27 protein-coding genes and 1 pseudogene are annotated in these 26,358 nt (G+C 71.9%); 8 read left to right on the top strand and 20 right to left on the bottom strand.

Annotated elements, in window-relative coordinates:
* Positions 1 to 91 precede the first annotated feature (91 nt).
* Positions 92 to 1,024, top strand: a complete 933-nt coding sequence (locus TK50_RS03835) for a DUF559 domain-containing protein (RefSeq protein ID WP_052503817.1) — start codon at positions 92 to 94, stop codon at positions 1,022 to 1,024.
* A gap of 19 nt (positions 1,025 to 1,043) precedes the next feature.
* On the opposite strand, the gene topA is transcribed toward TK50_RS03835, so the two are convergent.
* The 6 genes from topA to TK50_RS03805 all read right to left on the bottom strand — a co-directional run bounded on the left by topA (position 1,044) and on the right by TK50_RS03805 (position 9,097).
* Complete coding sequence (topA, locus tag TK50_RS03830) at positions 1,044 to 3,872, bottom strand: type I DNA topoisomerase (RefSeq protein WP_043961495.1); 2,829 nt, start codon at positions 3,870 to 3,872, stop codon at positions 1,044 to 1,046.
* A 385-nt stretch (positions 3,873 to 4,257) separates the two neighbouring features.
* Positions 4,258 to 4,887, bottom strand: coding sequence for a hypothetical protein (locus tag TK50_RS03825; RefSeq protein ID WP_043961494.1), 630 nt, complete (start codon positions 4,885 to 4,887; stop codon positions 4,258 to 4,260).
* Positions 4,878 to 5,420: a hypothetical protein gene (locus TK50_RS03820; protein WP_043961493.1), complete on the bottom strand. Its 543-nt coding sequence runs from the start codon at positions 5,418 to 5,420 to the stop codon at positions 4,878 to 4,880. Before TK50_RS03820 ends, TK50_RS03825 begins: the two co-directional genes overlap by 10 nt.
* 125 nt (positions 5,421 to 5,545) lie before the next feature.
* The gene (locus TK50_RS03815; RefSeq protein ID WP_043961492.1) at positions 5,546 to 7,930 is read right to left on the bottom strand and encodes a sodium-translocating pyrophosphatase; all 2,385 of its coding nucleotides are present in this window, start codon (positions 7,928 to 7,930) and stop codon (positions 5,546 to 5,548) included.
* Between the two features lie 376 nt (positions 7,931 to 8,306).
* Positions 8,307 to 8,741: an ATP-binding protein gene (locus TK50_RS03810; protein ID WP_043961491.1), complete on the bottom strand. Its 435-nt coding sequence runs from the start codon at positions 8,739 to 8,741 to the stop codon at positions 8,307 to 8,309.
* Positions 8,741 to 9,097, bottom strand: a complete 357-nt coding sequence (locus tag TK50_RS03805; RefSeq protein ID WP_043961490.1) for an STAS domain-containing protein — start codon at positions 9,095 to 9,097, stop codon at positions 8,741 to 8,743. Before TK50_RS03805 ends, TK50_RS03810 begins: the two co-directional genes overlap by 1 nt.
* 141 nt (positions 9,098 to 9,238) lie before the next feature.
* Here TK50_RS03805 and TK50_RS03800 point away from each other — a divergent pair, with 141 nt between their 5' ends.
* From TK50_RS03800 to TK50_RS03790, 3 genes are all read left to right on the top strand, one after another.
* Entirely contained in the window at positions 9,239 to 11,659 is a 2,421-nt protein-coding gene (locus TK50_RS03800) for a DEAD/DEAH box helicase (protein ID WP_043961489.1), read from the top strand.
* Positions 11,660 to 11,799: 140 nt separating this feature from the next.
* Positions 11,800 to 12,006: a hypothetical protein gene (locus TK50_RS03795; RefSeq protein ID WP_043961488.1), complete on the top strand. Its 207-nt coding sequence runs from the start codon at positions 11,800 to 11,802 to the stop codon at positions 12,004 to 12,006.
* A 108-nt stretch (positions 12,007 to 12,114) separates the two neighbouring features.
* Positions 12,115 to 12,693 (top strand): LURP-one-related family protein, encoded by a 579-nt coding sequence (locus TK50_RS03790; protein WP_043961487.1) that lies wholly within the window; start codon positions 12,115 to 12,117, stop codon positions 12,691 to 12,693.
* Between the two features lie 589 nt (positions 12,694 to 13,282).
* Here TK50_RS03790 and TK50_RS33460 read toward each other — a convergent pair.
* The 8 genes and pseudogenes from TK50_RS33460 to TK50_RS33455 form a co-directional block, all read right to left on the bottom strand.
* Positions 13,283 to 14,656, bottom strand: coding sequence for an eCIS core domain-containing protein (locus tag TK50_RS33460; RefSeq protein WP_144420153.1), 1,374 nt, complete (start codon positions 14,654 to 14,656; stop codon positions 13,283 to 13,285).
* A 184-nt stretch (positions 14,657 to 14,840) separates the two neighbouring features.
* On the bottom strand, positions 14,841 to 15,314 hold the full coding sequence (locus tag TK50_RS34705; RefSeq protein WP_082106364.1) for an Rv3654c family TadE-like protein: 474 nt from the start codon (positions 15,312 to 15,314) through the stop codon (positions 14,841 to 14,843).
* A 17-nt stretch (positions 15,315 to 15,331) separates the two neighbouring features.
* Positions 15,332 to 15,649, bottom strand: coding sequence for a TadE family type IV pilus minor pilin (locus tag TK50_RS03775; RefSeq protein WP_043961485.1), 318 nt, complete (start codon positions 15,647 to 15,649; stop codon positions 15,332 to 15,334).
* A gap of 128 nt (positions 15,650 to 15,777) precedes the next feature.
* Entirely contained in the window at positions 15,778 to 15,945 is a 168-nt protein-coding gene (locus tag TK50_RS32745; protein ID WP_077935702.1) for a DUF4244 domain-containing protein, read from the bottom strand.
* Between the two features lie 50 nt (positions 15,946 to 15,995).
* On the bottom strand, positions 15,996 to 16,733 hold the full coding sequence (locus tag TK50_RS03770) for a type II secretion system F family protein (protein ID WP_043961484.1): 738 nt from the start codon (positions 16,731 to 16,733) through the stop codon (positions 15,996 to 15,998).
* Positions 16,733 to 17,851 (bottom strand): hypothetical protein, encoded by a 1,119-nt coding sequence (locus TK50_RS34700; RefSeq protein ID WP_052503595.1) that lies wholly within the window; start codon positions 17,849 to 17,851, stop codon positions 16,733 to 16,735. Before TK50_RS34700 ends, TK50_RS03770 begins: the two co-directional genes overlap by 1 nt.
* Entirely contained in the window at positions 17,848 to 19,098 is a 1,251-nt protein-coding gene (locus TK50_RS03760; RefSeq protein WP_043961483.1) for a TadA family conjugal transfer-associated ATPase, read from the bottom strand. Before TK50_RS03760 ends, TK50_RS34700 begins: the two co-directional genes overlap by 4 nt.
* A pseudogene (locus tag TK50_RS33455) lies at positions 19,095 to 19,268 on the bottom strand (septum site-determining protein Ssd); the annotation flags it as partial. The gene TK50_RS03760 and the pseudogene TK50_RS33455, both read right to left, overlap by 4 nt.
* A gap of 42 nt (positions 19,269 to 19,310) precedes the next feature.
* Between TK50_RS33455 and TK50_RS03755 the strand changes: the two are divergent.
* Positions 19,311 to 20,801 (top strand): recombinase family protein, encoded by a 1,491-nt coding sequence (locus TK50_RS03755; RefSeq protein WP_043961482.1) that lies wholly within the window; start codon positions 19,311 to 19,313, stop codon positions 20,799 to 20,801.
* Here the strand turns inward: TK50_RS03755 and TK50_RS33450 are convergent.
* Both TK50_RS33450 and TK50_RS03750 read right to left on the bottom strand, forming a co-directional pair.
* Positions 20,689 to 21,456 (bottom strand): hypothetical protein, encoded by a 768-nt coding sequence (locus TK50_RS33450; RefSeq protein WP_144420152.1) that lies wholly within the window; start codon positions 21,454 to 21,456, stop codon positions 20,689 to 20,691. The two genes, TK50_RS03755 and TK50_RS33450, sit on opposite strands and share 113 nt — an antisense overlap.
* Positions 21,457 to 21,519: 63 nt before the next feature.
* Entirely contained in the window at positions 21,520 to 22,122 is a 603-nt protein-coding gene (locus TK50_RS03750; protein ID WP_043961481.1) for a hypothetical protein, read from the bottom strand.
* A gap of 148 nt (positions 22,123 to 22,270) precedes the next feature.
* Here TK50_RS03750 and TK50_RS03745 point away from each other — a divergent pair, with 148 nt between their 5' ends.
* Both TK50_RS03745 and TK50_RS03740 read left to right on the top strand, forming a co-directional pair.
* Entirely contained in the window at positions 22,271 to 22,456 is a 186-nt protein-coding gene (locus TK50_RS03745; RefSeq protein ID WP_043961480.1) for a hypothetical protein, read from the top strand.
* Positions 22,453 to 22,707 carry a hypothetical protein gene (locus TK50_RS03740; RefSeq protein WP_043961479.1) on the top strand — a complete coding sequence of 85 codons (255 nt, stop codon included), beginning with the start codon at positions 22,453 to 22,455 and terminating at the stop codon, positions 22,705 to 22,707. The genes TK50_RS03745 and TK50_RS03740 overlap by 4 nt, the downstream gene beginning before the upstream one ends.
* Before the next feature lie 39 nt (positions 22,708 to 22,746).
* Here TK50_RS03740 and TK50_RS03735 read toward each other — a convergent pair whose 3' ends face one another.
* Positions 22,747 to 23,052 carry a hypothetical protein gene (locus TK50_RS03735; protein WP_241773912.1) on the bottom strand — a complete coding sequence of 102 codons (306 nt, stop codon included), beginning with the start codon at positions 23,050 to 23,052 and terminating at the stop codon, positions 22,747 to 22,749.
* Positions 23,053 to 23,379: 327 nt separating this feature from the next.
* On the opposite strand from TK50_RS03735, the gene TK50_RS03730 reads away from it, so the two are divergent.
* On the top strand, positions 23,380 to 23,604 hold the full coding sequence (locus tag TK50_RS03730; protein ID WP_043963752.1) for a helix-turn-helix transcriptional regulator: 225 nt from the start codon (positions 23,380 to 23,382) through the stop codon (positions 23,602 to 23,604).
* A 128-nt stretch (positions 23,605 to 23,732) separates the two neighbouring features.
* Here the strand turns inward: TK50_RS03730 and TK50_RS03725 are convergent, their stop codons facing one another.
* The 3 genes from TK50_RS03725 to TK50_RS03715 all read right to left on the bottom strand — a co-directional run bounded on the left by TK50_RS03725 (position 23,733) and on the right by TK50_RS03715 (position 26,355).
* A complete protein-coding gene (locus TK50_RS03725) occupies positions 23,733 to 23,915 on the bottom strand; it encodes a hypothetical protein (protein WP_043961478.1) in 183 nt (60 codons plus the stop codon).
* Positions 23,916 to 24,811: 896 nt separating this feature from the next.
* The gene (locus TK50_RS03720) at positions 24,812 to 25,504 is read right to left on the bottom strand and encodes a hypothetical protein (protein WP_043961477.1); all 693 of its coding nucleotides are present in this window, start codon (positions 25,502 to 25,504) and stop codon (positions 24,812 to 24,814) included.
* Positions 25,501 to 26,355: a SprT family zinc-dependent metalloprotease gene (locus tag TK50_RS03715; RefSeq protein ID WP_144420151.1), complete on the bottom strand. Its 855-nt coding sequence runs from the start codon at positions 26,353 to 26,355 to the stop codon at positions 25,501 to 25,503. Before TK50_RS03715 ends, TK50_RS03720 begins: the two co-directional genes overlap by 4 nt.
* Positions 26,356 to 26,358 lie beyond the last annotated feature (3 nt).

Below are 26,358 nucleotides of genomic sequence, written 5' to 3'. Positions count from 1 at the left end.
ATCCCTCTGTGGGGAGAGTGGTGGGGTGAGGGGCGGGAGTGGGAGCGGGAGCCTGGGGCAGGGTGGGGGTAGCGGTGGGGGTTGGGCCCGGTTGGCGCGGGCGCTGCCAGGGGACGACGCCGACGAACTGACCTGGTTGCTTTTCCATCAGGACGATGTGATCAGCCTGGCGCAGGCACGGCGGTTCCTGACTCCCAAGGCGATCCGGCACCGGGTCACCGTCCAACGGTGGCGACAGGTGCACCGCGCCGTCTTCGTCACCCACAACGGCCCGGTGAGCGCAGACCAGCGCCGCTGGATAGCTGTTCTGGCCGCTGGAGCGGCGGCGGTGCTCGCCGGCCCTACCGCCGCCAGTGCCTGGGGCCTGCGCCGGTACGACAGCCGAGCCGTGCACCTGCTCCTGCCCGCCGCGCACCAGACCCGCTCGCTTCCGCCCGGCGTCCTTCTGCACCGCACCACCCACCTGCCTGAGGAGGACGTGCTACGGGTGGGTCAGCCGTGTCGCACCATGCCAGCACGTTCGCTGGTGGACGCCGCGCAGTGGGCGGCCACCGACGAGGACGCGCGGGCGATCATCGCGGCCGGGTTCCAGCAGCGGCTCGTCGCCGGCGACGACCTGCACCGCGTGCTCGACCGGCTACCGCGGGCGCGACGCCGCAGCCTCATCCGCCAAACAGCCGACGATGCGGCAGGCGGCTCCCACTCCCTGCCCGAGCTGGACTTCCTCAGGCTGACACGCCGCGCCGGCCTGCCCGAGCCGTCCCGGCAGGCGGTGCGACGCGACGCCAGCGGCCGACGTCGGTACCTGGACGTCTGGTTCGACGACTGGCGCGTGCACGTGGAGATCGACGGTGGACAGCACCTCGACCCGCGGGCCGCCTGGGCGGACATGCGACGACAGAACGACCTCTGGATCGAGGGCGACCGGGTGCTGCGATTCCCAGCCTGGGCGGTGCGCCACACTCCTGACGAGGTGGTAGCCCAGGTCCGCGCCGCTCTCCGCGCGGCAGGCTGGCCCGGTTGAGCCAGCCTGCCGCCCTTGCTCAGGTGGTGGCCTTCTTGGGGGGTGTCGCCTTCTTCGCCGGGGTCGCCTTCTTGGTCGCCGTGGACTTCGCAGCCGCCGTCGTCTTCGTGGCGGCGGTGGTCTTCTTCGCGGTCGTCGTCTTCTTCGCCGTCGTCTTCTTCGCGGCCGGGGCCTTCTTCGCCGCCGCCTTCTTCTTCGGGGCCGGGCCCTTCGCGCGCTTCTCGGCGAGCATCTCGGAGGCTTCCTCGACGGTCAGCGCCTCCGGGGTCTGCCCCCGCCGCAGGGACGCGTTGAACTCGCCGTCCGTTACGTACGGGCCGAACCGGCCGTCCTTGATCACCAGCGGCTTCTCGGTCAGCGGGTCGTTGCCCATCTCCCGCAGCGGCGGCGCGGCGGCGCGACGCTGGCGGGTCTTCGGGGCGGCCAGCAGGGCCAGCGCCTCGTCCAGCGTGACGGTGAACATCTTGTCTTCCGAGTCCAGCGAACGGAACTCGTCGCCGCGCTTGACGTACGGGCCGTAGCGGCCGTTGTTGGCGAAGACCTCCACGCCGTCGGGGGCCACCCCGACCAGCCGGGGCAGGCTGAGCAGCTTCAGCGCCTCTTCGAGGGTGAGCGAGTCCGGCGACTGCGTGCGCAGCAGCGACGACTTGCGCTCGCCGCTGGCCACGTACGGGCCGAACCGGCCGGACTTGAGCAGGATCGGCTCGCCGGTCGACGGGTCGTCGCCGAGCTTGCGCTCGCCGCCCCCGCCGAGGAACAACTCGTGCACCTTCTCCGGGGTCAGCTCGTCGGGGGCCAGCCCCTCGGGGATCGGCGCCCGGTCGCCCTGGGCACCGCCCTCCTCGCCCTCCCCGTGGGCCGCCGGCTCCTCGCCGGGCACGCCCCGCTGGAGGTACGGCCCGTAGCGTCCCACCCGGACGACGACCTCGCGGCCCTCGTCGTCGGTGTGCAGGGGGATCGAGTTGACGCTGCGCGCGTCGATCTCGCTGAGGTTCTCCGTGACCAGCTTCTTCAGCCCGCCGGAGCGGGCGATGTCCTGGTCGCCGGCCCCGTTGGCGCTGCCGAAGTAGAACGCGGTGAGGAAGTCGACGGCGGCGTGGTCGCCACCGGCGATCTCGTCCAGCTCGTTCTCCATGCTGGCGGTGAAGTTGTAGTCGACCAGCCGGGGGTAGTGCCGCTCCAGCAGGCCGATCACCGCGAACGCCAGGAACGACGGGATGAGCGCCTGGCCGCGCTTGCTGACGTACCCCCGGTCCTGGATCGTCTGCATGATCGACGCGTAGGTGGAGGGGCGGCCGATGCCCAGCTCCTCCAGGGCCTTGACCAGCGACGCCTCCGTGTACCGCGACGGCGGCTGGGTGTGGTGGCCCTGGGCGGCCAGCTCGTCGGCGGTCAGCGGCTGGTCCTTGACCAGGTTGGGCAGCCGGCGCTCGGCGTCCTCGGCCTCGGCGTTCTCGTCGTCGGACGACTCGACGTACGCGCGCAGGAAGCCCGGGTCGGTGATCGTCTTGCCGGTCGCGCCGAAGTCGGCCTCCTCGCTGGCGGAGGAGACGGCCCGGATGCGCACCGAGACGCTGGAGCCGACCGCGTCGGTCATCTGGGAGGCGATGGTGCGCCGCCAGATCAGCTCGTAGAGCTTGAACTCCTCGCCGGACAGCTCCCGGGCCACCTCGCCCGGGGTGCGGAAGTTGTCCCCCGCCGGGCGGATCGCCTCGTGCGCCTCCTGCGCGTTCTTCACCTTGCCGGTGTAGCGGCGCGGCTCCGGCGGCACGCTGCGCTCGCCGTACAGCTCGACGATCTGCCGGCGGGCCGCCGCGATGGCGGTCTCCGACAGGTTCACCGAGTCGGTACGCATGTAGGTGATGTAACCGTTCTCGTAGAGCCGCTGCGCGGTGCGCATCGTCTGCTGCGACGAGAACCGCAGCTTGCGGGCCGCCTCCTGCTGGAGGGTGGAGGTGATGAACGGCGCGTACGGGCGGCGGCGGTAGGGCTTCTCCTCGACCCGGGTGACCGTGAACGGCCGCCCCTGCAGGCGGGCCGCCAGGCCGCGCGCGCCGCCCTCGTCGAGGTGCACGACGCCCGCGCCGGGCCGCACCCGGCCGGTGGTCGGCTCGAAGTCCTTGCCGGTGGCGATCCGGTCGCCGTTCAGCGCGACGAGGGTGGCGTTGAACGTGCGCGGCCCCTCGCCCGGCCTGGCCACGGCGAGGGTGGCCAGGATGTCCCAGTATTCGGCGGTGCGGAAGGCCATCCGCTGCCGCTCCCGCTCGACCACGATCCGGGTCGCCACGGACTGCACCCGGCCCGCCGAGAGCTTCGGCATGACCTTCTTCCACAGCACCGGGGAGACCTCGTAGCCGTAGAGCCGGTCGAGGATGCGCCGGGCCTCCTGGGCGTCGACCAGGTCCCGGTCGATCTCGCGGGGGTTGGCCACCGCCGCCTGGATCGCCGGCTTGGTGATCTCGTGGAAGACCATCCGCTTGACCGGCACCTTGGGCTTCAGCGTCTCCACCAGGTGCCAGGCGATCGCCTCGCCCTCGCGGTCCTCGTCGGTGGCCAGGAAGATCTCGTCGACCTCCTTGGCCAGCTTGACCAGCTTGCTGATCTGCTGGCGGCGGTCGGGCGAGACCACGTAGAGGGCGTGGAAGCCGTTGTCGACGTCCACCCCGAGCCGGGCCCACGGCTCGCCCTTGTACTTGGCGGGCACGTCGGCGGCGTTGCGCGGCAGGTCGCGGACGTGACCGAAGCTGGCCTCCACGACGTACCCCGGGCCGAGATAGCCCGAGATCGTCTTGGCCTTCGCCGGTGACTCGACGATGACCAGACGGGTGGTCCTGGCGTTGCTCGGCACGTCTCCTGCGACCTCACTCCTGCTCGTGGCCGGCCGATCCGGGGCGCGGACCACCCGCGGTCCGCCGGAACCGCCGGCGGTCCGGATGTCCAACGTAACGCGCCGTCCGCGTTCCGGGTTTCGCGGGCGGCAAACCGCCCACGCCGCTTCCCCGGGCACCGGCGACGGTCTTGCCGGACGGCGCCACCGTACACCGTGGGTAGGCCCTCGGGCGGGCCACTGTGACGACGCCGCCTCTCGGTGGAGGTCCGACCAGCCGCTCCGCCGCCGCCGTCCGACGGCCGGAGTGTCCTTGATCGGACACCCGGAGGAGGCCGACCAGCGACGCGCCGCCCGGCCCAGGGCGTGCCGCGGCACCCGGCTCAGGACGTGCCGCCCGCCCGGCTCAGGGCGCGGCGGGCCAGTCGGCAGCGGGGGCGGCGGGCGGGCGGTCGCCGATGAGGTCGGCGAGGCGGGCCAGCCGGCGGCGGCCCGTGATCCGGTACGCCGGACCGCCCGCCTGCGCGTCGAGCAGCACCGCCGGCAGGCCGACGGCGGCCAGGGCCGCGCCGACCGGTCCCCGGCAGTGCTCGTCCGCCGCGCCGAGGCGGAGCAGGAACCCGGGCGGCTCGGCCGCCCCGGCGGCGGCCACCCACAGCCGCAGCCGCCGGCCGTTGAGGTGGAACCCGGCGGGCGGCCGCTTCACCTCCCCCGCTGTCGGCGGGTCGAGCAGCCAGGCCAGCGCGAGCGGCGCCAGGGTGCTCGCGTACGAGGTGCGCACGAGGTGCCGCCCGTCGGCAGTCGCCTCCCAGGTCGCGGCGACGCCGCGCCGGGACAGCTCGGCGACGAGCACGTGCACCCGCCAGGCGGCGTCCAGCACGATCGACAGCCGGGCGGTGCCGCCCATCCGGGACACCTCACCGGGCCCGGCGAGCAGCCCGGCCAGGTCGGCGACGGACGGGTCCGCCGCCTCGGCGCCGAACAGGGAGAGCTGCCGCACCGGGTCGGGTGGTCGGTCGGGGGACGTCAGCGGCACTCCGGGACCTCGTCGAAGGCCTGCCTGAGCTCTTCGGAGTCGAGCCGGCTGGTGTCCAGCGCGCTGGCGTCGTACTCCTTGTTGAGGGTCTCCACGGCCGTGCGCACCCCGTCGTAGAAGGCGGTGGCCTCGCCGGTGCCCAGCCCGTCGATGGTGTCCCGGGCCCGGCCGTACGCGTCGCGCACCTTGCCCAGGGACGCCTGGAAGCGGGTCGAGATCTCCTCGCCGTGCTCGGTCTCGGGGACGCCGGCCTGGTCGATCTTGCGACGGGCGGTCTCGCTGGCGTCCTCCGCGCCGGCAAAGAGCCGCACCAGGTTCTCCTTCGCCTGCGCCGGGGTGGTCTGCGCGGTCATCTGCTGCTGAGTGCTGCTGGTCAGCTTGTTGATCTCGGCCCGCCACGGGGTGAGCGCCTCGCAGACCGACGCCGCCCACGCCCGCGGGCTGGGGCCGCCGCCGCACGCGGCCAGCGCCAGGACCAGCGTGGCGAGGACCGCCGTCAGCTTTCCGGCGGTCGCCGCCCGGCACGTGCGCATGCGTTGCAGCGTACGGCCTCCGCGCCGTTGTGCCACGGGTCGGTTTGCCGCCCCGGGCCCGCCAAGGGGTGTGCGGGTTCCCGGCCGGCGGTGGTGGACCGGCCGGGAACCCGCTGTGTCACCGCTCAGGCGTTGACCGTCTCCGGCCGCTGGTCGGCGCTGCCGGCGCCGGTGCCGCTGTCGTCGGAGTCGCCCATCGCGACGCCCTTGCGCTTGCTGAACACCACCGCCGCCACGACGATCAGCGTGGCCACCACCGCGATGCCGACCCGGAGGCCGACGTTGCGGTCGTCGCCGACGCTCCACGCCACGACGGCCGGCGCGATCAGCAGCGAGACCAGGTTCATCACCTTGATCAGCGGGTTGATCGCCGGGCCGGCGGTGTCCTTGAACGGGTCGCCGACGGTGTCGCCGATGACCGTGGCGGCGTGCGACTCGGAGCCCTTGCCGCCGTACGCGCCGTCCTCGACCAGCTTCTTGGCGTTGTCCCAGGCGCCGCCGGAGTTGGACAGGAAGACCGCCATCAGGGTGCCGGCGCCGATCGCCCCGGCCAGGTACGCCGCCAGCGCGCCCGGCCCGAGGCCGAAACCGACGGCGATCGGGGCGAGGATGGCGAGCAGGCCGGGGGTCATCAGCTCGCGCTGCGCGTCCCGGGTGCAGATGTCGACGACCTTGCCGTACTCGGGGCGCTGGGTGCCGTCCATGATCCCGGGCAGCTCGCGGAACTGCCGGCGCACCTCCATCACGACGGCGCCCGCCGAGCGGGACACCGCGTTGATGGCCAGCCCGGAGAAGAGGAACACCACGGCCGCGCCGATGATCAGGCCGACGAGGTTGCGCGGATTCGCCACGTTCAGCGAGTTGAGGATCTCCGCGCCGACGTCGCCGACGCCCGCGTCCGAGTACGCCGTGCGCAGCGTGTCGGTGTACGAGCCGAACAGCGCCGTCGCCGCGAGGACGGCGGTGGCGATCGCGATGCCCTTGGTGATCGCCTTGGTGGTGTTGCCGACCGCGTCCAGCTCGGTGAGGATCCGGGCGCCGTTCTCGTCGATGTCGCCGGACATCTCGGCCACGCCCTGGGCGTTGTCGGAGATCGGGCCGAAGGTGTCCATCGCGACGATCACGCCGACGGTGGTGAGCAGGCCGGTGCCGGCCAGCGCCACCGCGAACAGCGACAGCGTGATGGAGCCGCCGCCCAGCAGGAACGCGCCGAAGACGCCCGCGCCGATCAGCAGCGCCGAGTAGACGGCCGACTCCAGGCCGACGCTGATGCCGGCGAGGATGACGGTCGCCGGGCCGGTCTGCGAGCTCTTGCCGATGTCCTGCACCGGGCGGCGGTTGGTCTCGGTGAAGTAGCCGGTGAGCGCCTGGATCGCGGCGGCCAGCACGATACCGATGATCACGGCGGCGATGGTCACCCCGCGCGGGCCCAGCGGCGGGTCGCCGCCCTCGACGCCGAGGCTGGCCCGCCACTCCGGCCCGAGCAGGTCGGCCCAGGTCGGCTTGAGGTAGACGAAGGAGGCGACCGCCACCAGCACCGCGGAGAACAGGGCGGAGAGGTAGAACGCCCGGTTGATCGCGGTGAGGCCGTTGCGGTCGGAGGCACGCAGCCGGGTGATGAAGACGCCGACGATCGCCACCAGCACGCCGATCGTGGAGATGATCAGCGGGAGGACGAGGCCGTCGTTGCCGAACGCGGCGCGGCCGAGGATCAGCGCGGCGACGAGGGTGACGGCGTACGACTCGAAGAGGTCGGCGGCCATGCCGGCGCAGTCGCCGACGTTGTCGCCCACGTTGTCGGCGATGGTGGCGGCGTTGCGCGGGTCGTCCTCGGGGATGCCCTGCTCGACCTTGCCGACCAGGTCGGCGCCGACGTCGGCGGCCTTGGTGAAGATGCCGCCGCCGACCCGCATGAACATGGCGAGCAGGGCGGCGCCGAAGCCGAAGCCCTCCAGCACGGTCGGCGCGTCGCCCTTGAACAGCAGGACGACCAGCGCCGCGCCGAACAGGCCGAGACCGACGGTGAGGAAGCCGACCACGCCGCCGGTGCGGAAGGCGATCTTCATGGCGCCCTCCCGGCCGCCGGTCGCCTCCCGGGCCGCGGCGGCGACCCGCAGGTTCGCGCGGGTGGCCAGCCACATGCCGGCCCCGCCGATGAACGCGCTGAACAGGGCGCCCACCACGAAGAAGGCGGACCGGCCGATCTTCACCGCCAGCTCGCTGCCGTCGGTGTCGTGCACCGGCAGCAGGAAGAGCAGCACCACGGCGATCACCACGAAGATCGCGAGGGTCCTGAACTGCCGGAGCAGGTAGGCCGAGGCCCCCTCCTGCACCGCTCCGGAGATCTCCTGCATGTTGGTGGTGCCCTTACCGGCTGCCAGCACGGCCTTGGTCAAGGCGGCGGCGAAGACGAGCGCCACCAGCGCGATGACCGCGGCGATGACGACGTACGTCAGGTTGGCTCCGGTAAGGGACAGTGCGCCGCCGTCGGCGGCCATGGTCCCGGACATCTGTGTCCTCCTGTACCGAACACTCGCGCCGGCCGGTGGAGACGCACGGACCGACGCCTGGATGCGGACTCGCAAGCGCGCCAACCCACTCCAGCGGACCAGCGATGAACACCCATACCCGCTGGCTGCGGGAAGGATCACTTGCTGACAACCCGCGTACTGTAGCCCTCCGTAGTGCCAGAGGTCACATTGAGGGGCACCCTGTTCGGATGATCTTCGTCGCTGTGTTACGAGAAGAATTCTGATATAAGCCCCGACCACGACGAACGGGCCGCCCTCCCGGTCGGGAGTGCGGCCCTGAGCAGCCAATCAGTGGGTTGAGCGCGGAGTCAGTCGGGACGACTGACCATGCGATCAGCGGGGGTTGATCCGGGAGTCAGCGACCCACCGGCCATACCATGCGGACCTCCGTGCCGACGCCCTCCTCGACGGGGCGCACCTGAAGATCCTCGACGAAACCGGCCAGCAGCGCGAAGCCCACGCCGGTGGTCAGGTCGTCCTCGTTGAGCGACTCGTTGGCGAGCTGGTCGGCGTCCAGCGCGGCCAGGCCGATGCTCGCCTCGATCGGCGCCCGGTCCACCACCCGCACCGCGTACGCCCCGCTGTCGGACATCTCCACGAGCACCGGATCCGGCACGTTGTACTGCCGGTGCAGCGCCACCGCCCGGGTGCACGCCTCACCGATGGCCAGCCGCACCTCGTCGAGCAGGTCCTCGCGGACGCCGGCGCGGCGGGCCACCGCGACACCGACCAGCCGGGCGGTGCGCACGTGCACCGGGGCCGGCGAGAAGGAGAGCCGGACCGTCGCCATCAGGCGCCGGAGCCGGTCGGATCGGCCCCGATCGCCGCGTCGACGGTCGGGTACAGCGGGAAGACCTGATCCAGGGCGGTGATCCGGAAGATCTTGAGCAGCGGTTCCTTGCCGCAGACCAGCGCGAAGCTGCCGCCGGCCGCGCGCAGCCGCTTCAGCGCGCCCACCAGCACGCCCAGCCCCGTGGAGTCCAGGAAGTCGACCCGGCCCAGGTCGACCACGACGTGCCGGTCTCCGCCGTCGATCAGCTCCAGCAGCCGTTCCCGCAGCCGAGGGGCCGTGTAGACGTCGACCTCACCGCCGACCTCGAGCACCGTGTGCTCCCCCACGGCACGGGTCGCCAGCGACAGCTCCATCGGTCCTCCTCGCAAGAGTCGTAAACTCTCCTGGGCATCTAACCATCCCCGCCGGGGCCGTCCGCGAGGTCACCGGCGAAGGGCTCCCCCATACCCACACCCCCGCCGGTCAACTCCGAACACTTGTGCGAGAGTGCAGACATGCCCCCCGCAGCCACCGTAGCCGCAGGCCACGGCCCCGACCGCCCGCCCGGCGCGGCCCCGGCCGAGCTGCTGCGTCGGCTGCGCGCGCGCACCGGCGGTGACGCCGACCCGGTCACCCACGTCGAGCGGGTGCCGGCCCGGCCCGGCGAACAGGTGCCGTGGCCGCAGTGGACCCCCGAGGAACTGCGCGCGGCGTTCGCCCGCCGCGGCGTCGTCGCGCCGTGGCGGCACCAGGCCGAGGCCGCCGACCTGGCGTACGCGGGCACGCACGTCGTCGTCGCCACCGGCACGGCGTCCGGCAAGTCCCTGGCGTACCAGCTTCCCGCGCTGGCCACCCTGCTCGCCGACCCCCGGGCCACCGTGCTCTACCTCGCGCCGACCAAGGCGCTCGCCGCCGACCAGTTGCGCGCCGTCGCCGGCCTGGAACTCGACGGGGTACGCCCCGCCACCTACGACGGGGACACCCCGCGCGCCGAGCGGGAGTGGATCCGCCGGCACTCCCGGTTCGTGCTGACCAACCCCGACATGCTGCACCACGGCATCCTCCCCGGGCACGCCCACTGGTCGGGGTTCCTGCGCCGGCTGGCGTACGTGGTCGTCGACGAGTGCCACACCTACCGGGGCGTGTTCGGCTCCCACGTCGCGCACGTGCTGCGCCGGCTGCGCCGCCAGTGCGCCCGCTTCGGGCGTACCCCCGTGTTCCTGCTGGCCTCGGCCACGTCGGGTGACCCGGCGACGGCGGCCGGGCGGCTCACCGGCCTGCCCGTCGCGGCCGTCACCGACGACGCCTCCCCGCGCGGTGGGGTGACGTTCGCCCTGTGGGAGCCGCCGCTGCTGCCCGGCGACCAGGCTCCCGGGGCCGGCGGCCAGGCGGGCGGGGCCGGCGACCTCGCGCCGGTGCGCCGGTCGGCGCTGCGCGAGACCGCCGACCTGCTCGCCGACGCGGTCGCCTCCGGCGTGCGCACCCTCGCCTTCGTCCGGTCCCGCAAGGGCGCCGAGGTGGTGGCCGCCACCGCGCGCCGCGCCCTCGACGAGGCAGTCCCCGGGCTCGGCGACCGGGTGGCCGCCTACCGGGCCGGCTACCTGCGCGAGGAGCGGCGCGAGCTGGAACGCGCCCTGCTGCACGGCGACCTGCTCGGGCTCGCCTCGACCAACGCCCTGGAGCTCGGCGTCGACCTGGTCGGCCTCGACGCCGTGCTGATCTGCGGCTGGCCGGGCACCCGGGCGTCCCTGTGGCAGCAGGCCGGGCGGGCGGGGCGCTCCGGCGACGAGGCGCTCGCCGTGCTCGTCGCCCGGGACGACCCGCTGGACACCTACCTCGTGCACCACCCGGAGGCCCTGTTCGGCCGCCCCGTCGAGGCCACCGTGCTCGACCCGGCCAACCCGTACGTGCTCGCCCCGCAGCTCGCCTGCGCGGCGGCCGAGGCCCCGCTCACCCCCGCCGACCTGGACCTCTTCGGCGACGGCGCGAAGGAGGCCGTCGACTCGCTCGTCGCGGCGGGCGCGTTGCGGCAGCGGCCGACCGGCTGGTACTGGCGGCACCGCGAACGCCCCGAGGTGGACCTGCGCGGCGAGGGAGGGGCCCCGGTCTGCGTGGTCGAGGCGGCCACTGGGCGGCTGCTCGGCACCGTCGACGGCGGGTCGGCCCACTTCCTCGTCCACGCCGGCGCGGTCCACCTGCACCAGGGCGTGTCCTACGTGGTCGACTCGCTGGACCTCGACGACGGGTGCGCGCTGGTGCACCCGGAGGAGCCCGACTGGTCCACCCACGCCAGGGACGTCACCTCCCTCACCGTGGCGTCGGTCCGCTCCTACGTCGACGCCGGGCCCGTCGGGCTCTTCCTCGGCGAGGTGGACGTGACCAGCCAGGTCGTGTCGTACCAGCGACGCCGGATCTCCTCCGGCGAGGTCATCGACACCCGCCCGCTGGACCTGCCGGCCCGCGAGCTGCGCACCGTCGCCGTCTGGTTCACCCTCTCCCCGGAGTCGCTGGCGGCGGCCGGGGTCGAGCCGGCGGACGTGCCCGGGGCGCTGCACGCCGCCGAGCACGCCGCCATCGGGCTGCTGCCGCTGATGGCCACCTGCGACCGGTGGGACATCGGCGGGCTGTCGACGGCGCTGCACCCGGACACCGAGGCCCCCACCGTCTTCGTCTACGACGGGCACCCCGGCGGGGCGGGTTTCGCCGAGCGGGCGTACGGCACGGCCGCACAGTGGCTGCGGGCCACCCGCGACGCGATCGCCGAGTGCGGCTGCGAGGCGGGGTGCCCGTCCTGCGTCCAGTCCCCGAAGTGCGGCAACGGCAACAACCCGCTGTCCAAGCCGGGCGCGCTCCGGGTCCTCGACGTGGTGCTGGCCAACCTGCCCGCGCCGGGGGCCGCCGCGCTGCCCCGGCAGGGTGACCGGCGCGCCGAATAGGCGGCGTGCCGGATGGGCCGGTATCGGGAGGCGTGCATGACCAGAAGGCCTAGTGGGCATTGATGCATGGGAGCGCTTCCATGTCAGGCACCCGCCCCACTACCCTGAGATCGCCGTTTCCAGCCGCCGGAGGAGGAGTCGTGGCCGACACCATCGCCGAGACCGTCGACCTGCTCTACACCATCGACCAGGAACACCTCACCCCCGACCAGCAGATCGCCCTCGGTGCCGCCATGGCCACGCTCGCCCAGGCGGAGCGGCTGGAACAGATCAACGAGCGGCTGCGCGGCATCCACCAGGTGCTCAACGCGTGGGCGCTCAAGGCCACCGTCGACGGCGGGCGCTGACGGCTGCCAGCGGGCCGGCGGCCGGCGGGCGGGTGTCGGCGGCCGTCAGCCGGCGGGCGGGTGTCGGCGGGCTGTGCGAGACTCCGGCGACCCTTTGGAGGAGATCTCATGCAGCTCGACACCTTGCAGCACCAGCAGCAGTTCCACGTCCGGCAACGGATCCGGATGATGGTCAACCAGTACGAGGTCCACTCCGTCGCCCCCGACGGCTCGGAAGGCGGGCTGCTGGCGTTCGCACAGCAGAAGCGGCTGGCGTTCAAGGAACAGGTCACCATCTACACCGACGACAGCAAGCAGCAGCCGCTGCTCGGCTTCAAGGCCCGGCAGCGGCTGGACCTCGGCGCCACGTACGACGTGACCGACCACGCCGGCACCCCGATCGGGCTGTTCCGCAAGGACTTCGCCCAGTCGCTGCTGCGGTCCACGTGGCACGTCGAGCAGGCCGGCCTGCCGCAGATCACCGGCCAGGAACGCAGCATGCCGGTGGCGCTGCTGCGCCGGTTCGTCGACTCGCTGTCCTGGCTGCCGTACCACTTCGACTTCACCGCCGACGGCCAGCCGGTGTTCTCGGTCATCAAGAAGTGGGGCCTGCGCGACCGGTACGTCGTCGAGGTACACAACCCGCAGATCGACCGGCGGCTCGTGATCGCCATGGCGATCGGCCTGGACGCCCTCCAGGGCCGCTGACCCGGGGCCGCTGGCCCTGACGTCGCCCCGGTCCGACGGCCTTCGGTCCCGCCGCCGGCTTTCGGTCCCGGCTCCGCTGAACGGCCGGGGCCGGGCCGGGACGGCCCAACACCACCACTCCCATCTGCTCGGCCAGGCGCAGGACGTCGGCGCTCGCCGCGGTGGCCGCCGGAGGACGACCGCCAGCAGCGCGTGCCCCACCGGCCCGATACGGACCTTGGCCGTCGCCACCCGGTCGGCGCCCACCACCGCCTCGGCCGCACCAGGCAGGTCACCGAGGCCACCCAGGGCTAGCCCCTAACCTCGACGTGTGTGGGGAATCAGGGAGATCTTGGAAGATTCCGGCCCCCGGAAGGGCCATGCGCTTCCAAGATCTCGCAGCTCCGAAGCTTGTCGGGCCAGTGGCCTCCCAAGCGGGTAGGAGGCAACACTTTCCCTGATCGAGCACGATCTTGTTGCGTGCCCGCCCGCTTACACCACGCCGAGGCCGGGTGAGCGACCGTGACACAGGTGCCAGGTGGAGGTCGGTGGGCGTTCACGCAGATCGCTAGGCCGACTCCGGCAAGGAAAGCACCGGCAGCGGCGGCGTTCAGGCGCGGGAGATGTGGATCAGCCGGTAGTTGGGGCTGTGCCGGGTTGTGAGCGGAACGCGGGTCCGGTCGAAGTCCGGGTTCCCGAGCTCGACCTCGGTGCCCTCCGGCACGTTGAACTCCCTGACGGTGAAGGTCAGGGGCACGTAGCCGGGCACGCTGGCGTTGCCGCTGTTTACCCTGTTGATGCCGTCGATGACGCTCTGCGCGAACCCCTGGCCGGGCTCGTTGTCGGTCAGCACATAGGCATGGCTTGCGGCCCCCATCACCTCGTCGAGGCAGGAAGCGAGGTCGTTCGGCGGCGCCAGCTTCGTCCACGGCCCCGGGTGCGGCACGAAGATGTCGGTGTGCGGCACGTGGTTGCCGAACGCGGTGATGGATGCCTGGTGAAGCGTCACCGCGTTGGCGGGCACGCCGACGCTCGCAAGCGTGGATTGCGCCGTCGGCGTCATGTCCGGGTCGTAGGCCGACACCTGACCGCGCTGGCTCGCGAGGTCCCGCAGGAAGTTGGCCTCTCCCCGGCTGACCACGTTGATCCCACCGGTCAGCGTGTTCCGCACCACCGCCAGCGCCTCCTCGACGTGGTAGATCTCCTCGTCGTCGGCGGCCAGCGTCTGCAGTTGGGCGATCATCGGCTGGGGAAGGCCCGCGAACGCCGGATAGGTGGGGACATCGTTCGACTCCAGCAGGGTGGGGTCCGCCGGGTCCCCCGCAGCGATCATCCGCTGGACCGTCGGCGCCCCGACCCCGTGCCCGCCGGTGTCCGCGTCGTGCTGCTCCGACTCGACGGCCGGGGACGGAGGTGCCACGGACAGCGCCCTGGTCGCGGTCTCCTCGGCCTCCCGCTCGAACCGGTCGGACGGATCGCTGATCCGCAGCCCGCCGCCGTGATCCGTGCCGTCCACCGCGCCCAGGCGCTGCTGGACGACGTGGGTCAGCTCGTGGGCGAGGGTGTGCCGGTCGGCACCGCCCTGGCCGATCACCACGTGGTTGCCCGAGGTGTAGGCCCGCGCCCCGATCTCGCCGGCCGACTGCTCCGCCGCCGTGCCGGTGTGCAGCCGGACGTCGGAGAAGTCGGCGCCGAGCCTGGCCTCCATGTCGGCCCTGGTCGTCTCGTCGAGCGGCGCCCCCGCAGAACGCAGCACCTCCGGCACCGTCGACCGCTGGACCGGCTGTCCTCCGGCCAGCAGGCGGCCGACCTCGGCGTTGCCGATGGCGCGCTGGAGCGCCGGCAGCGCGGCCGGCGTGAGGGCCTCCGGCCCCAGGTCGGCGTGGGCCGGGTGCGCAACCGCCGGTTCCGCGTCCCGGACGGGTCCCGTCAGCGACGCTGAGCACAGCCGGCGCTGCCGCTCCGGGTCCTGCCGTGCGTGCATGATCGTCTCCGTTCGACGGGCTCCGCGGGACCGGTTCGGACGGGTGGGGCCGTTCTCGGGCGACGAGCCGGCCGGGACGAGCCGGGCGATCTTCGTCATCCCACCTAAGCGCGCGGGACGCCGCCCCGCGAGAGCCGCCGGGGCACACCTGTTGCCCCTGGGGGCGCGCGCCACCGTCGATGCGTCATGCCCGGGCCGGGCCGGCGCGGGCGGTCGCCGTGGCGACCCGGGTGAGGCCGGGCACCGGCGTGACGGTCACCTCCGTCGCCACCACGGCGTCCAGCCCGTCGAGCCGGCAGCCGGCCAGCCGCGCCCCGTTGGCCCGAGCGACGGCATCAGCGGACGCGCAGGCCACCTCGCCGCCGGTGAGCGCCTGCGCCGCTGCGGCGAGCGCGGCGAAGTCCGCCGCCACCGCGGCCCGCTGGCGCGCGACCCGGGCAGCCTCGACGGCCGCGCCGAAGACGCCGACGATCACGAACATCAGCCCGACGGCGAGCAGACACACGGTCGCCCCGCCCCGATCGCCGCCGCACCGCCGGCCCACCGCCACCCCACCCCGACCGCCACCGCACCGCCGGCCCACGGTCGCCCCGCTCGTCCCGGCCCCGCCGGATCGCCCGTTGCCCGGAGCGCCCGCTGCGCGGGCCGGTGCGGCCAGGGTGACTGAGCGGGTCCTCACGGCTGCGGGCCCGGAGCGCCGGGCTCGACGGCGGCGACCGCCGTAGCGGTCACGGTGATGAGGGGCAGCCGAGCGCCGAGGGCGCGCACGGGCGCCCGTACCGACGCGGTGACCCTTTCGCCGCCCACCGAGACCGAGACGTCGGCTCCGGCGGGTGCCGCCGCCTCGCCCGCCGCGACGCCGGGCTGGCCCCGGGAGGCGGCGAGCGCCGCCTCCCGGGCCGCCCCGAGGCAGCCGGCCTGCGTCGCCACCGCGTTGACGGCGGTGAGACCGGCGAGCAGGAGCAGCAGCAACGCCGGCAGGCCGGCGGCCATTTCGGCCGTGAACGACCCACGCTCCCGGGGCCGCCGGAGTGGACGCCGCCGCGCCCGACGGCCACGTCGACCGGATGCTGGCTGCCGCTCCGGCGCACCCCGATCGCGCACGGCCTGCCGGCGGCGCGTCACTTCAGCGCCCGGTCGATCACGGCGGTCAGCGCGGACTGGACGTTGCCCGAGGTCAGCACCTTGAGCAGGATGCCGGCGAACGCGACGGCGGCGAGGGTGCCGACGGCGTACTCGGCGGTGTTCATCCCGGCGTCGCCGCGCAGGCGCACGAGGAGCTTTCGCATGTGTGTTCCTTTCTCGACTTGTCGCCGCGCGGCCGGACGGCCGACGGCGCTCAGAGCACGTCGCCGAGGACGGCGACGATCACCGGCACCAGGCCGGCGAGAATGAAGGCCGGCAGGAAGCAGAGCCCCAGCGGCAGCACGATGAGGACACCGGCCCGGCGGGCGGACGCCTCGGCGGCGGTCGAGCGGTCGGCGCGCAGGTCGTCGGCCAGACGGGTCAGCGCGCCGGCGAGGGCGGCACCGCTGCTCGACGAGCGCAGCGCCGCCCCGGCCAGCCGCTCGGCCCCCGGTACCGCGGCGAGATGCGCCCACGCCTCCTCGGAGCCGCCGCCGAGGAGCAGGGTCCGGCCGACGCGGCCGAGGCGGTCCCCCAACGGTCCGCCGAGCGCTTCGGCCACCGCGAGCACCGAACGGTCGACGGGTGCCCCGGCCCGCATCGCGGACGCGAGAAGGTCCGCGGCGAGGGGCAGGTCGGCGGCCTCCCGCAGCCGCCGCTCCCGGGCGACGCGCGGCTCGATCCGGCGCAGTCCCCGGTCCGCCACGACGGCGGCGAAAGCACCGCCGAGCAGTCCCGACCAGCCGCCCAGCACGATCAGGACCGCCGCCCCGGCCAGCCCTGCCCCGAGGCGTACCGGGTCGGGCCACCACGCCGGGCGCGACCGCCCGGCAGGCTCGTTCCGCCGGCTCAGGCCGCGCAGCCGCCGGGCGGGGGCGGCCCGCGTACGGACGGACAGGGCGAGCACGGCCGCCACGGCGAGACAGCCGGCGGCCAGCGCATGGCGGGACATCAGCGGCTCCCGTCCGGTGCCGCGCCGAGCCGTTCGGCCCAGAACAGGCCGGCGAGCTGGAGGACGACGGCCACCACCGCGCAGCCACCACCGACGGGGGTGTGCAGCAGGACCGCGACGGGGTCGACGCCGACCCCGTACCCCAGCCCGATGCCGCCGAGGGGCAGCGCGGCGAGGAGCCAGGCGGTGGCCCGGCTCCCGGCCGCCTGCGCTGCGGCGGCCGCGAGTCCCCGATCGGTGGCCCGCGCGTCGGCCTCGATGCGTTCCAGCAGGTCGGCCAGGGGTGCCCCGGTCCGGTCGGCGAGCTGAACCGCCGCGCGGGCCAGCCGCCCTAGCCGGTCGGCAGCTGCGGGGTCGACGGGCAGCGAGGCGGCGGCCGTCAGCACCGGAACGCCGGCACGCAGGTCCGCGGCGAGGGCGCAGAGCTGGTCCAGGCTGCGCCGTCGCGCGAGCTGCGCCTGCCGGGCCAGCCGCCTGCGGAGCAGACCACGTACGGCCAGCGCCCCGTACGCGCCGACCACCACGGCGGCCACCGGCCCGGCCAGCACGGCACCGGACGCCGCACCCGCCACGCCCCCGACCAGCCGGGCCCGCCGGGGCGAGGCCGACAGCCAGGCCGGGGCGCGCAGCGACCGGAGACCGGCCACCGACAGCCGGGCACGCCCACCGCCGCCCGCCCCGTCGCGCGGCGGAACCGTGGACGGGCCCGGGTGGGGCGGCGTCTCGGATCGGAGCAGGGCACCTGCCGGCCTGCGCGGATCACGCCGACCGGGCGGGCCGGACCGTCCGCCGGGCTCCGCCGGACCGGGAGCGCCAGCGGGGCCGACCGAGGGACGGTGACCGGTCGGGCCGGGCGAGGGACGGTGACCCGTCGGGCCGGACCGGCTGGAGGGCGGGCCCGGGGTGCACGGGCCGGCGGTGGCCCAGGCCGGGCGGGCGCCGGACGGCGCGGGGTCCCGCACCGGCCGACCGGCATCCGGCGCGCCGGACCCCGCCGGGTGCGGGGGCGGTTGCCCGAGCAGCGCGCGTCTCCTGGCCCGGCTGCTGCGCATCGGCCACACCACGGCCGCAGCGGCGGCGACGAGGAGGGCGGCCACCAGCCATTCGGTCGTGCTCACCCGAGCTCCCCGTGGCGGGCAGGGGCCCCGGCCCGGCCGTCCCGCTCGGTGCCGCCCCGCCACGCCTCACCCAGGACCGACGGGACGGGCACGTCCCGCTCCCGCAGCAGCACGCCGAGGGCCTGCGCGGCCCGACCGGGGCCGTGGCCGCGTACCCAGGCGGGGACGACCGTGACGAGGCGGTCCGGGCCGTCCGGGAGCAGCAGGCAGACCGACTCCAGGACGCGGCCCCGCGCGCCCCGGCGGACCTGGAGCAGCACCTGGAGCGCGGCGGCGACCTGGGCGTGCAGCGCGGCCCGGGGCAGCCCGCCCAGCATGCCGAGCGCCTCCAGCCGGGCCGGTACGTCCGAGGGCGCGTTGGCGTGCAGCGTCCCCGCGCCGCCGTCGTGGCCGGTGTTCAGCGCGGCGAGCAGGTCGACGACCTCCCCGCCCCGGCATTCCCCGACGACGAGCCGGTCGGGGCGCATCCGGAGCGCCTGCCGCACCAGGTCGCTGAGCCCGACCGCGCCGGCACCCTCCACGTTGGAGGTGCGGGCCTGCAGTCCGACCACGTGCGGATGCAGGGGGCGCAGCTCGGCGGCGTCCTCGACCAGCACGATCCGCTCGTTGCCGGGCACCAGCCCGAGCAGGGTGTTGAGCAGGGTCGTCTTGCCGGAGCCGGTGCCGCCCACCACCAGGTACGCGAGCCGGGCGGCCACCACGGCGGCCAGCACCGGTGCGACCGGCCGGGGCACGGTGCCCTGCCGCACGAGGTCGTCCAGCGTGAACGGGCGCTGCCGGAAGGTGCGCAGGGACAGGTAGGGCCCGTCCGTGGCCACCGGGGGCAGCACGGCGTGCAGCCTCGTGCCGTCCGGCAGCCGGGCGTCGGCATACGGGGCGCCGTCGTCGAGGCGACGGCCGGCTCCGGCGGCGAGGCGTTGCGCCAGGCGGCGTACGTCGTCGACGGTGCCCACCGGCACCGCGACCTGGTGCAGGCCCTGGCCCCGGTCGACCCACACCCGGTTGCCGTTGACGAGAACGTCGGTCACCTCCGGATCGGCGAGCAGGGGTGCCAGCGGGCCCGCGCCGACCAGGTCGTCGTGCACCCGGCCCGCGATGCGCAGCACGGCGGTGTCGCCGAGGACCGCCGCCGCCGGCTCGGCGCGGACGGCGGAGACCACCGCCGCCGGCGTGACCGGGGCGGCCGTGGCCGCGAAGCGCTGCCGCACCCGGCTGGCGATCTCCTCGCCGTCGGCGTGGCCGGTCACGCCGCACCCGGCATCGGGACGCCGGTCAGCTCGCCGACGATCCGCTGGCAGAGCGCGGCGAGGGGGCCGCGCCCGTCGGCGGCGGGGGCCTCCCCGCGCTCCAGTCCCCGGCACAGCCCCGGCTCGGGGCGGAGCGTGCCGGCCAGCGGCAGGCCCAGCGCGCGGGCGACCACGCGATGCCAGAAAACATGCACCCATTGTACGATCGCTCAATGACCGTCCGAAATGCCGCCATCTATTGCCGCATCAGCCACGACCGGGAAGGCCGCGCCCTGGGTGTGGCCAAACAGGAGGAGGACTGCCGGGCACTGGCTGAGCGCCTCGGGTGGGAAGTCGGGCATGTGTTTGTGGACAACGACCTCTCAGCCAGCGTCCATGGCAAGAAGCCTCGGCCCGGTTTTGAGGACATGATCCGGCGGGTGGAGGCAGGAGAGTTCAACGCCGTTCTTGCCTGGTCGACATCACGCCTCACACGTCGACCGATGGAGCACGAGCGGCTGATCCCCCTGTTCTGGGAACGCAAGATCCCGATCTCCACGGTCAAGGCTGGCGACATCGACTACACCACCGCCCGAGGTCGTAGCCGCGCCCGTGACGACGCTCGTCGTGATGCGGAAGAAGCGGAAGAAACGTCTGAGCGGGTGGAGCGGGACGTGCAACGGAGGGCCGAGGCTGGCGAGTTCCACGGCGGGCACCTGCCCTTCGGCATCGATGCCGACCGCGAGATCATTAGGGGCAAGGTCAAGTACGTCAGGTTCCGTCACCACACCACCGACGCCCCACGAGTCAGGGACGCCGCGCGTCGGCTGCTGGCCGGAGAGACGGTCTACGGCATCGCCAAGGACTTCGGGATGCAGCCCCGGACGTTGAAGCGCGCTATCACTAACCCCGCCATCGCTGGTCTACGCGAGTACAACGGGCAGTTCTACCCGACGCCGTGGGAGCCCATCGTGGACCGCGAGGACTGGGAGCGGGTGTGCGAGATCCTGAGCGACCCGTCGCGCCGCACTAGCGAGACCAACCAGCGCAAGTACATGCTGTCGGGGCTGGTGTACTGCCACTGCGGCAACCGCATGACCTCTACCAGCGCCAAGCGCACCGAGGGACCGACCTACGAGTGCTCACCGACCAAGACAGGCGGGGGGTGTGGTCGCGCCCGCATCGTCATGAGGCCGCTTGAGGAGTACATCGCAGAGCAGGTGTTCACCCGCCTCGACTCCCCTGATCTGCGGGAAGCGATGGCCCGGGAGTCGGGAGGTGTGGACGACAAAGAGCGGGAGCTACGCAAGGCCGTCATGGATGACGAGCAGCGGTTAGTCGAGCTTGCCAACGAGCGCGACGACAACCTGATCGGTGAAGCTGAGTACCGCCGTCGTCGGGCACGGTTGACCGATCGGCTTGAGGCCAACCGCATGACCCTGGAGAGGACCACCAGGAAGCGCGCACGCACCAACCCCCCGCCCGGTGCCGAGCTACGCGCGGTGTGGGCAGACAAGGGCAGCGTCTGGAAGCGGACCATCCTCGCGTCGATCATCGAGCGCATCGACATCGGGCCACACCCCGTCAACCCCGACACAGGCCGGCTGTTTACTAGCGCTCCGCCTCGTCGGAAGGGCGAGGATCATGAAGCTTGGCGTAAGCGGTTCGACCTCCACCGAGCGAGAGTGTTCGCCAGCCGGGTCTACGTGACGTGGCTGGTATGACGCCAAAAGGAATGCCGCGGTCAAGCCGGCGTTGCTGACGATTCTTGTCCGTATTGAAGATTAGGATTCGGCAGAACCGAACTACCGCTGCAAATGGTCGCTTCCAGGGTGCGAACAACATGGCCCGGGTGGTTTCCGAAGGGCGGGTGATACGAACGGGATCAGCATTGTCCTTACGCTGCCAGCTAAGGCCGTTTGCATCTGTGAAGTAGATCTCGGTAGACACGTACCCGGCATCCAGCTGTCCACCCCCCTTAATCCGCGCAGGAAAGGGCCGCTTAGGCACCATTTCCCCGACAAGCCGGTCGGTAACAACCTGTTCCACGTACGCAGATGACCGACACCCATAGCCACCCGTCCGCGCAAACAGCATCGGATAAAGTATCGGAAGGCCACTGAAGTTGAGCACTTCGAAATGAACTGACTCAACGAACCGAATGCCGTCCTCATCCTTATACGACAGACCCACACATCGAGTCACGATGAGTCGAGCCTGAGCCGCCTCGTTGTCGCGCCGCTCCTCGCGGCGCACGCGGATCTCATGGCGAAACAGCAGACCGGTGAAGATCACGGCAAAGGTAGACATCACCAGGCCAGCAAGACTCCCCCACGCCTGCATCCAGTCAGTGACCTTCGGGGCTTCAACGGCCAGCACTGCACCACCCTACGACTATCGATCCACCGCGCGTCGCGGACCGCCGCGCGGTGGCGGCTCCGATCATCGGACGATCAAAGACACCGCAGCCCCGGCCATGCCGGCAGCCATCGTCCCACTGAGGACGATCATCACCACCTGAGCAGTCCTGGAATCTCTCACCGGTTTGTCTAGGACTCGCACAGGTGGGTGTCGGTCGAGGCGGCTCCACCGATGGCCGTTGGAGTCAGTGAACATGATCTCGATCTGAGACGTCCTGACGACCTTGGTCAGCATGGCGGGCTGCATCCCCTCGAACAGTTGCAGGTCGCCCTTCTCCTCGCCCGTCAGCACTGGGAAGTGATGCGGGAGGCCGAGACTGCCTTCCTCCCAACGGTGTCTCACCGTTACGTCGAGGACCGGTGAGCTGCTGTAGTTCACAACCTTGTAGGTGGCTCTTGGCTTGCCGCCCCTCCACGGCTCTGCTGGCCCGACCTCGGTGAGCGTGGGCACCACCAACCGTGCCTGCGCTAACTCGGCGTCCAATCGTTCTTCACGCCGTACCCGGATCTCGTGACGGAGCAGTCCCCACGTAGCGATCACAGCAAGGACGGACATGATTAGGCCGCCCAGACTCCCCCACGCCTGAATCCAGTCGGTGATCTTTGGGGCTTCCTCGGCCAGCACTGGGTCAGGGTACGACCATCGATCCAGAACGGCAGTCCCACCAGTTGGAGCGCAAGTCTAAGACCAGTTGGGAAGGGATTAGGACTGGTCAGCGGTCCTCTTACGTTGCTGATGCGCCACCAGGGCGCACCCCACCGAGGAGGACCCGATGACCGAGCCGACCCCCGGCACCGCCAAGAAGGCGAAGGCCGCCCCCGACGCCAGGCCCGCGTTCGCCCCGAAGGTCACCGAGAAGGGCCGCTTGGATCACTCCGCCTGCGGACACCCGCGCACCCTGGCCGGTCGGTCGGCGTGCCGGGCCAACCACGCCAAGGCTGCGGAGGCTGCCAAGTGACCGCCGACATGCTCGCGGCGTTCGATCGGCTCAAGGCGCAGGTCGATCGGACGTACGAAGCGGCGCGGGACCGCCTGGCCGATCACGACCTCACCGCCGCTCAGGCCCTCTTGTCCCGCCTCGGGGAGACCCACACCCGGGCGGCTTTGCTCATGGGCAACTGTCTCGCTCCGTGCATCGTCTGCGGCAAGGGCAATCACGATGGCACCGAGGGTCACGAGCTGATCCGCACCGACACCCTTAGAGACTGAACCGACCGGTACCCGCCCAACGACACCCGCCCCGGTGGGTTAACGCCTCTGCGGCGATCTGGACCGCCTCTGCGTCACGGGCGCGGGGGCGGTCCGTCGCTGGAGCATCAACCCGGCCCGAAGTACGAAGATCTCCCGTCGGGCCACCGCCTCGCCTTTAGCGTCGAGCTGGTATCCGTCGAGCCAGATCCACTGGTCGTAGGTCACCAGGTCGTGCCGCACCTTGATCAAGCGGAACATCATCGACTTCGTGAACTGGACGCTGCACGCGGCAGTTATGTAGAGGACGTCGCCGGGCCTCAGCTCGATCATCGCCGACCCCAGCGGTAGCGGTACCAGTGCCACGCCCGGATTCGGGCACGGGCGACCTCCACCATCGGGCAGAAGCCAGTGTCCAAACACTTTCCGCAGCGGTGGTGTCGGTGGTAGGCGAGGCAAGCCCAGGCCAACTGCACCAGAAGCGGCACCTGTCGGGGTGTGGTCATCGGGCCTCCTGGGGCTGCGGTTACTGCGGCACCCCGCCCCGCCGAGCGCAGCTCCACCAGGGCGGGGGCACCGCGTCACCGATCCCACACCCACAGTCGCCCGGTGTCAACTAGGGCACGCCCTATAGGGCAGAGTGTGTGCGGCAGGCCCTAAGGGGTAGGACGCACTGTGCCTACCTTGTGGGACATGGGCGAGGAGGAAGTCCCAGGTCCGCTCGTTGGGGCGGCCGAGATCCAGGACATGCTGGGAGTGAGCCGGTCGCGGTTCCGGCAGATCATCCTGCTGCCCAGATTCCCGAAGCCGTTTCAGAAGCTGATCGGCGGCTCGGTGTGGCTGCGATCAGACGTCGAGGCATACATCCGGGACTACCGCCGCCCCAAGCCACCAGCGGACGAGGACGAGCAGGGCTGACGGCCACCGCCTACACAAGGAGTACAAGGTGCGGAACCTCGTATACGGGCAGCCCGGCCAAGGCGTCTACGTCAAGAAGAACTGAGGGCGGCAGCCAGCCGAAGCCAGCTACCGCCCCTACAGGCCGATCAGCGACGCCACCACCGGAACAGCTCGGATACGGCCTTCACGATCGCGGCACGATCCTTGGACTCAGCACCCCTCAGGGCGATACCAGCCACGATCACCTTGCCGACCACCGGGAGCCCCACGACGACCGCAGCGATCAGCGGACTTGCTGCGGCGATAGGCTCGATGCTGGACAGTGCCACTGCCTTACCCTCCTCGCTCCAGACCGAGCGAGGCGCGCAGGACTCAGCTCGGCCACGACAGGCCAAAGGCTGAGGCCCCGCGCCGACTGCGCAGAATCCCAGGTGTTTCTCTGGCCCTCATCAGTTTCAGCAGAGCTTTAGAGGCTTTGGGGTCGCATCTCGCCGGTCGTCGGCACCGGGAGACACTCATTAGGGGGCGGGCCAGACGCCGTCCACGGGGGACGGACACTCGCCAACAGCGTACCGGACCCGCACAAAACCACGCTACGGCTCATGCCGTCAGCACTGCCCCCTCCTGCTCCGCCTCTCAGACAAGATCGATGGGAGGTTAGCGCCCGGCTCTTCATCAAGATCAACAACCCGGGCGTTGAGTGGGCGCAGGGCGGACAGCCCTTCCAAGATCTCCCGGCGCTCACGAGGTCGAGCGTCGCGTAGTGCGATCTCAAGCAGGGCCTTGTCTCGCTCGGCATGGATCTTGTCGCGGATCAGGCGGAACGCCAGGGAAGCAACAACAGCTATAGCGCTAGGGAGCGCCAACCAGAGCCCCGGTTCTACGAGCCCCACAATCTCGCCTCTCACTCAACTGGTCGAGAGACATCTGCGCAGGGGCACGATTCAGCTCGACCAGTACTTATACGACTGGTGAACCGAGTCGATCCCTTACGACTCGCCATCGGACGGCCCTCGCGGGCAGGCCCGGCCTTGCCATCGCACAGAATGCGGTTGCTCGTAGAGCGCTACTGGTGGGAAGCGTACCGGACCCGCGCAACGCGATGCCAGCGTGAAGGGCTCTCAGGTTGCCCCAGAGGCGCGAACGCGGCCCGGTGGCACGTGGGTACCAACCGAACCGCGTCGCGGGCCTTACAGCGAACAACGCGTTGCGGGGCCACACCCGGTCAGAACGGCATGACGACCATGGTGACCTTGCCGACGTATGGGCTGCCCTCCATAGATCCGTCCATGGCGTCGGCGCTCGTGTCCTTGGCCTCCAGCCAAAAGGTCCACTCGCCGGGGGCGAGGTCATCCCGGAAGTCGACCGAACTGGCCTGCGGGCTAAGCGAGCCGCTCAGGAAGCTCTCGGGGCTCGATGAGATCTCCAAGCCGCTGTAGAACCCCACGCCGATGAATCCGGTGATCGTCGCTCCGCCCGGCCCCAATCCCCTCACGTAGATGTTGACGCCCTCACGCGCATAGGTGTCGAGGGTGATGGAAGCGCCCACGAGGAACAGCGCCCGGCGAGAGGTCCCGATCCGCGTGGTGAGGTCCGTGCCTTCCAGCTTCACAGTCTGGTTGGTGATGTTGATGCTTGGTGTCGCAGATACCGCCTTCATCCCGAAGGCCAGCTGCGCGAGGTCCACCAGAGCGCCGGTGCTTGGGTCAACGGCCGCCAGCCCGTAGTCCCCGTTACTCAGCTCACCGACCTCGACCTTCGTAGGTCCATAGACCAGCCCGTTGTGCGATACCGCACCCTCGCCGTTGGGGTCGTGAACCCTCAGCCCCGCGCGGGGCACCAAGGCGGTCTCCCCGCCGACGATGCGGACGGCACCGTCTCCGGCATCACCGCTGATCTCCACCGATACGTTGGTCACTTCGTCTCTCCTTCGGTCATGCACGACCACGGGGCGAGCAGCGCCGTAAAGTCGCCAGGATCGATGCTGTCTCGCGCGGCGTAGGCACCTGCCGCGTCCATAGCCGCCAGCACCGCAGCCCAGATGGCGTCAGTCCCCGCCGTCTTGAGGTCCCTGTCCGCGAGAACGGCCCGCTTGGCGTCGGCCCGAGCGGTGAGGAACGTTGGCCGGGCCGAGTCGGGCATGCTCGTCACCCCTGGCTTCCGCAGACGAGAGGCTTCCACTGCTCGCGACAGGGCCTCAGGGGTCAGCGCGTCAGGGATGCCCGCTATGAACGCCTTCGCCGTCATGTCGCCCTTCGCAGGGTGGGCATCCCGGTAGGCGACCAGCGGGCCGTAGTAGCCTCTGGGCCGGTCCAGCGTCGGCCAAACCGCCACCGTGGCATGGTTGGGTGTGGGCATGTCCAGCGCCTGTGCGACCGTCTGAGCGACCTTGTAGAAGCGGTCCCCGTGCCCGTCATGGTCATGGTCGGACGGCCCCGGGTAGTCGCTGATGATCTGGTGAATCATCTCGTGCGCCACTACGTCTCGGACCAGTTCGGGTACCAGGGCCAGGTCGCGGTGAAGAACGAAGTGCCGAGTGTGAGGATCCCAGCCACCGAGGGCTTCTTCGCCATCCGGCCCGGTCACCTGCTCGGCCCAGGTGACCGTGTTGTTAGCAGGCGGATGGAAGAAGATGCTGTGGTCGCGCAGCCGGTTGTACAACTCCGTGTAGATCGTGGCGAGGTCGGTTGCGCAGTCCCCGCCACCGCCCCGGAGCCGGGTCAGATCGAGATGACTGCCATCGAAGCTAACGATGATCTCGGCCGTCAATGG

Source organism: Micromonospora haikouensis, assembly GCF_000876225.1.
Classification (GTDB): Bacteria; Actinomycetota; Actinomycetes; order Mycobacteriales; family Micromonosporaceae; genus Micromonospora; species Micromonospora haikouensis.
Note: the sequence above shows the minus strand (reverse complement) of the source record. Positions and strands in the feature narration are given on the sequence as shown.

Coding starts and splice junctions, on each gene's coding strand:
- TK50_RS03820 (WP_043961493.1), bottom strand. CDS start 5,420: ATGCGCACGTGCCGGGCGGCGACCGCCGGAAAGCTGACGGCGGTCCTC.
- TK50_RS03815 (WP_043961492.1), bottom strand. CDS start 7,930: ATGTCCGGGACCATGGCCGCCGACGGCGGCGCACTGTCCCTTACCGGA.
- TK50_RS03810 (WP_043961491.1), bottom strand. CDS start 8,741: ATGGCGACGGTCCGGCTCTCCTTCTCGCCGGCCCCGGTGCACGTGCGC.
- TK50_RS03805 (WP_043961490.1), bottom strand. CDS start 9,097: ATGGAGCTGTCGCTGGCGACCCGTGCCGTGGGGGAGCACACGGTGCTC.
- TK50_RS03800 (WP_043961489.1), top strand. CDS start 9,239: ATGCCCCCCGCAGCCACCGTAGCCGCAGGCCACGGCCCCGACCGCCCG.
- TK50_RS03790 (WP_043961487.1), top strand. CDS start 12,115: ATGCAGCTCGACACCTTGCAGCACCAGCAGCAGTTCCACGTCCGGCAA.
- TK50_RS33460 (WP_144420153.1), bottom strand. CDS start 14,656: ATGCACGCACGGCAGGACCCGGAGCGGCAGCGCCGGCTGTGCTCAGCG.
- TK50_RS03775 (WP_043961485.1), bottom strand. CDS start 15,649: ATGGCCGCCGGCCTGCCGGCGTTGCTGCTGCTCCTGCTCGCCGGTCTC.
- TK50_RS32745 (WP_077935702.1), bottom strand. CDS start 15,945: ATGCGAAAGCTCCTCGTGCGCCTGCGCGGCGACGCCGGGATGAACACC.
- TK50_RS03770 (WP_043961484.1), bottom strand. CDS start 16,733: ATGTCCCGCCATGCGCTGGCCGCCGGCTGTCTCGCCGTGGCGGCCGTG.
- TK50_RS03755 (WP_043961482.1), top strand. CDS start 19,311: ATGACCGTCCGAAATGCCGCCATCTATTGCCGCATCAGCCACGACCGG.
- TK50_RS03745 (WP_043961480.1), top strand. CDS start 22,271: ATGACCGAGCCGACCCCCGGCACCGCCAAGAAGGCGAAGGCCGCCCCC.
- TK50_RS03730 (WP_043963752.1), top strand. CDS start 23,380: ATGGGCGAGGAGGAAGTCCCAGGTCCGCTCGTTGGGGCGGCCGAGATC.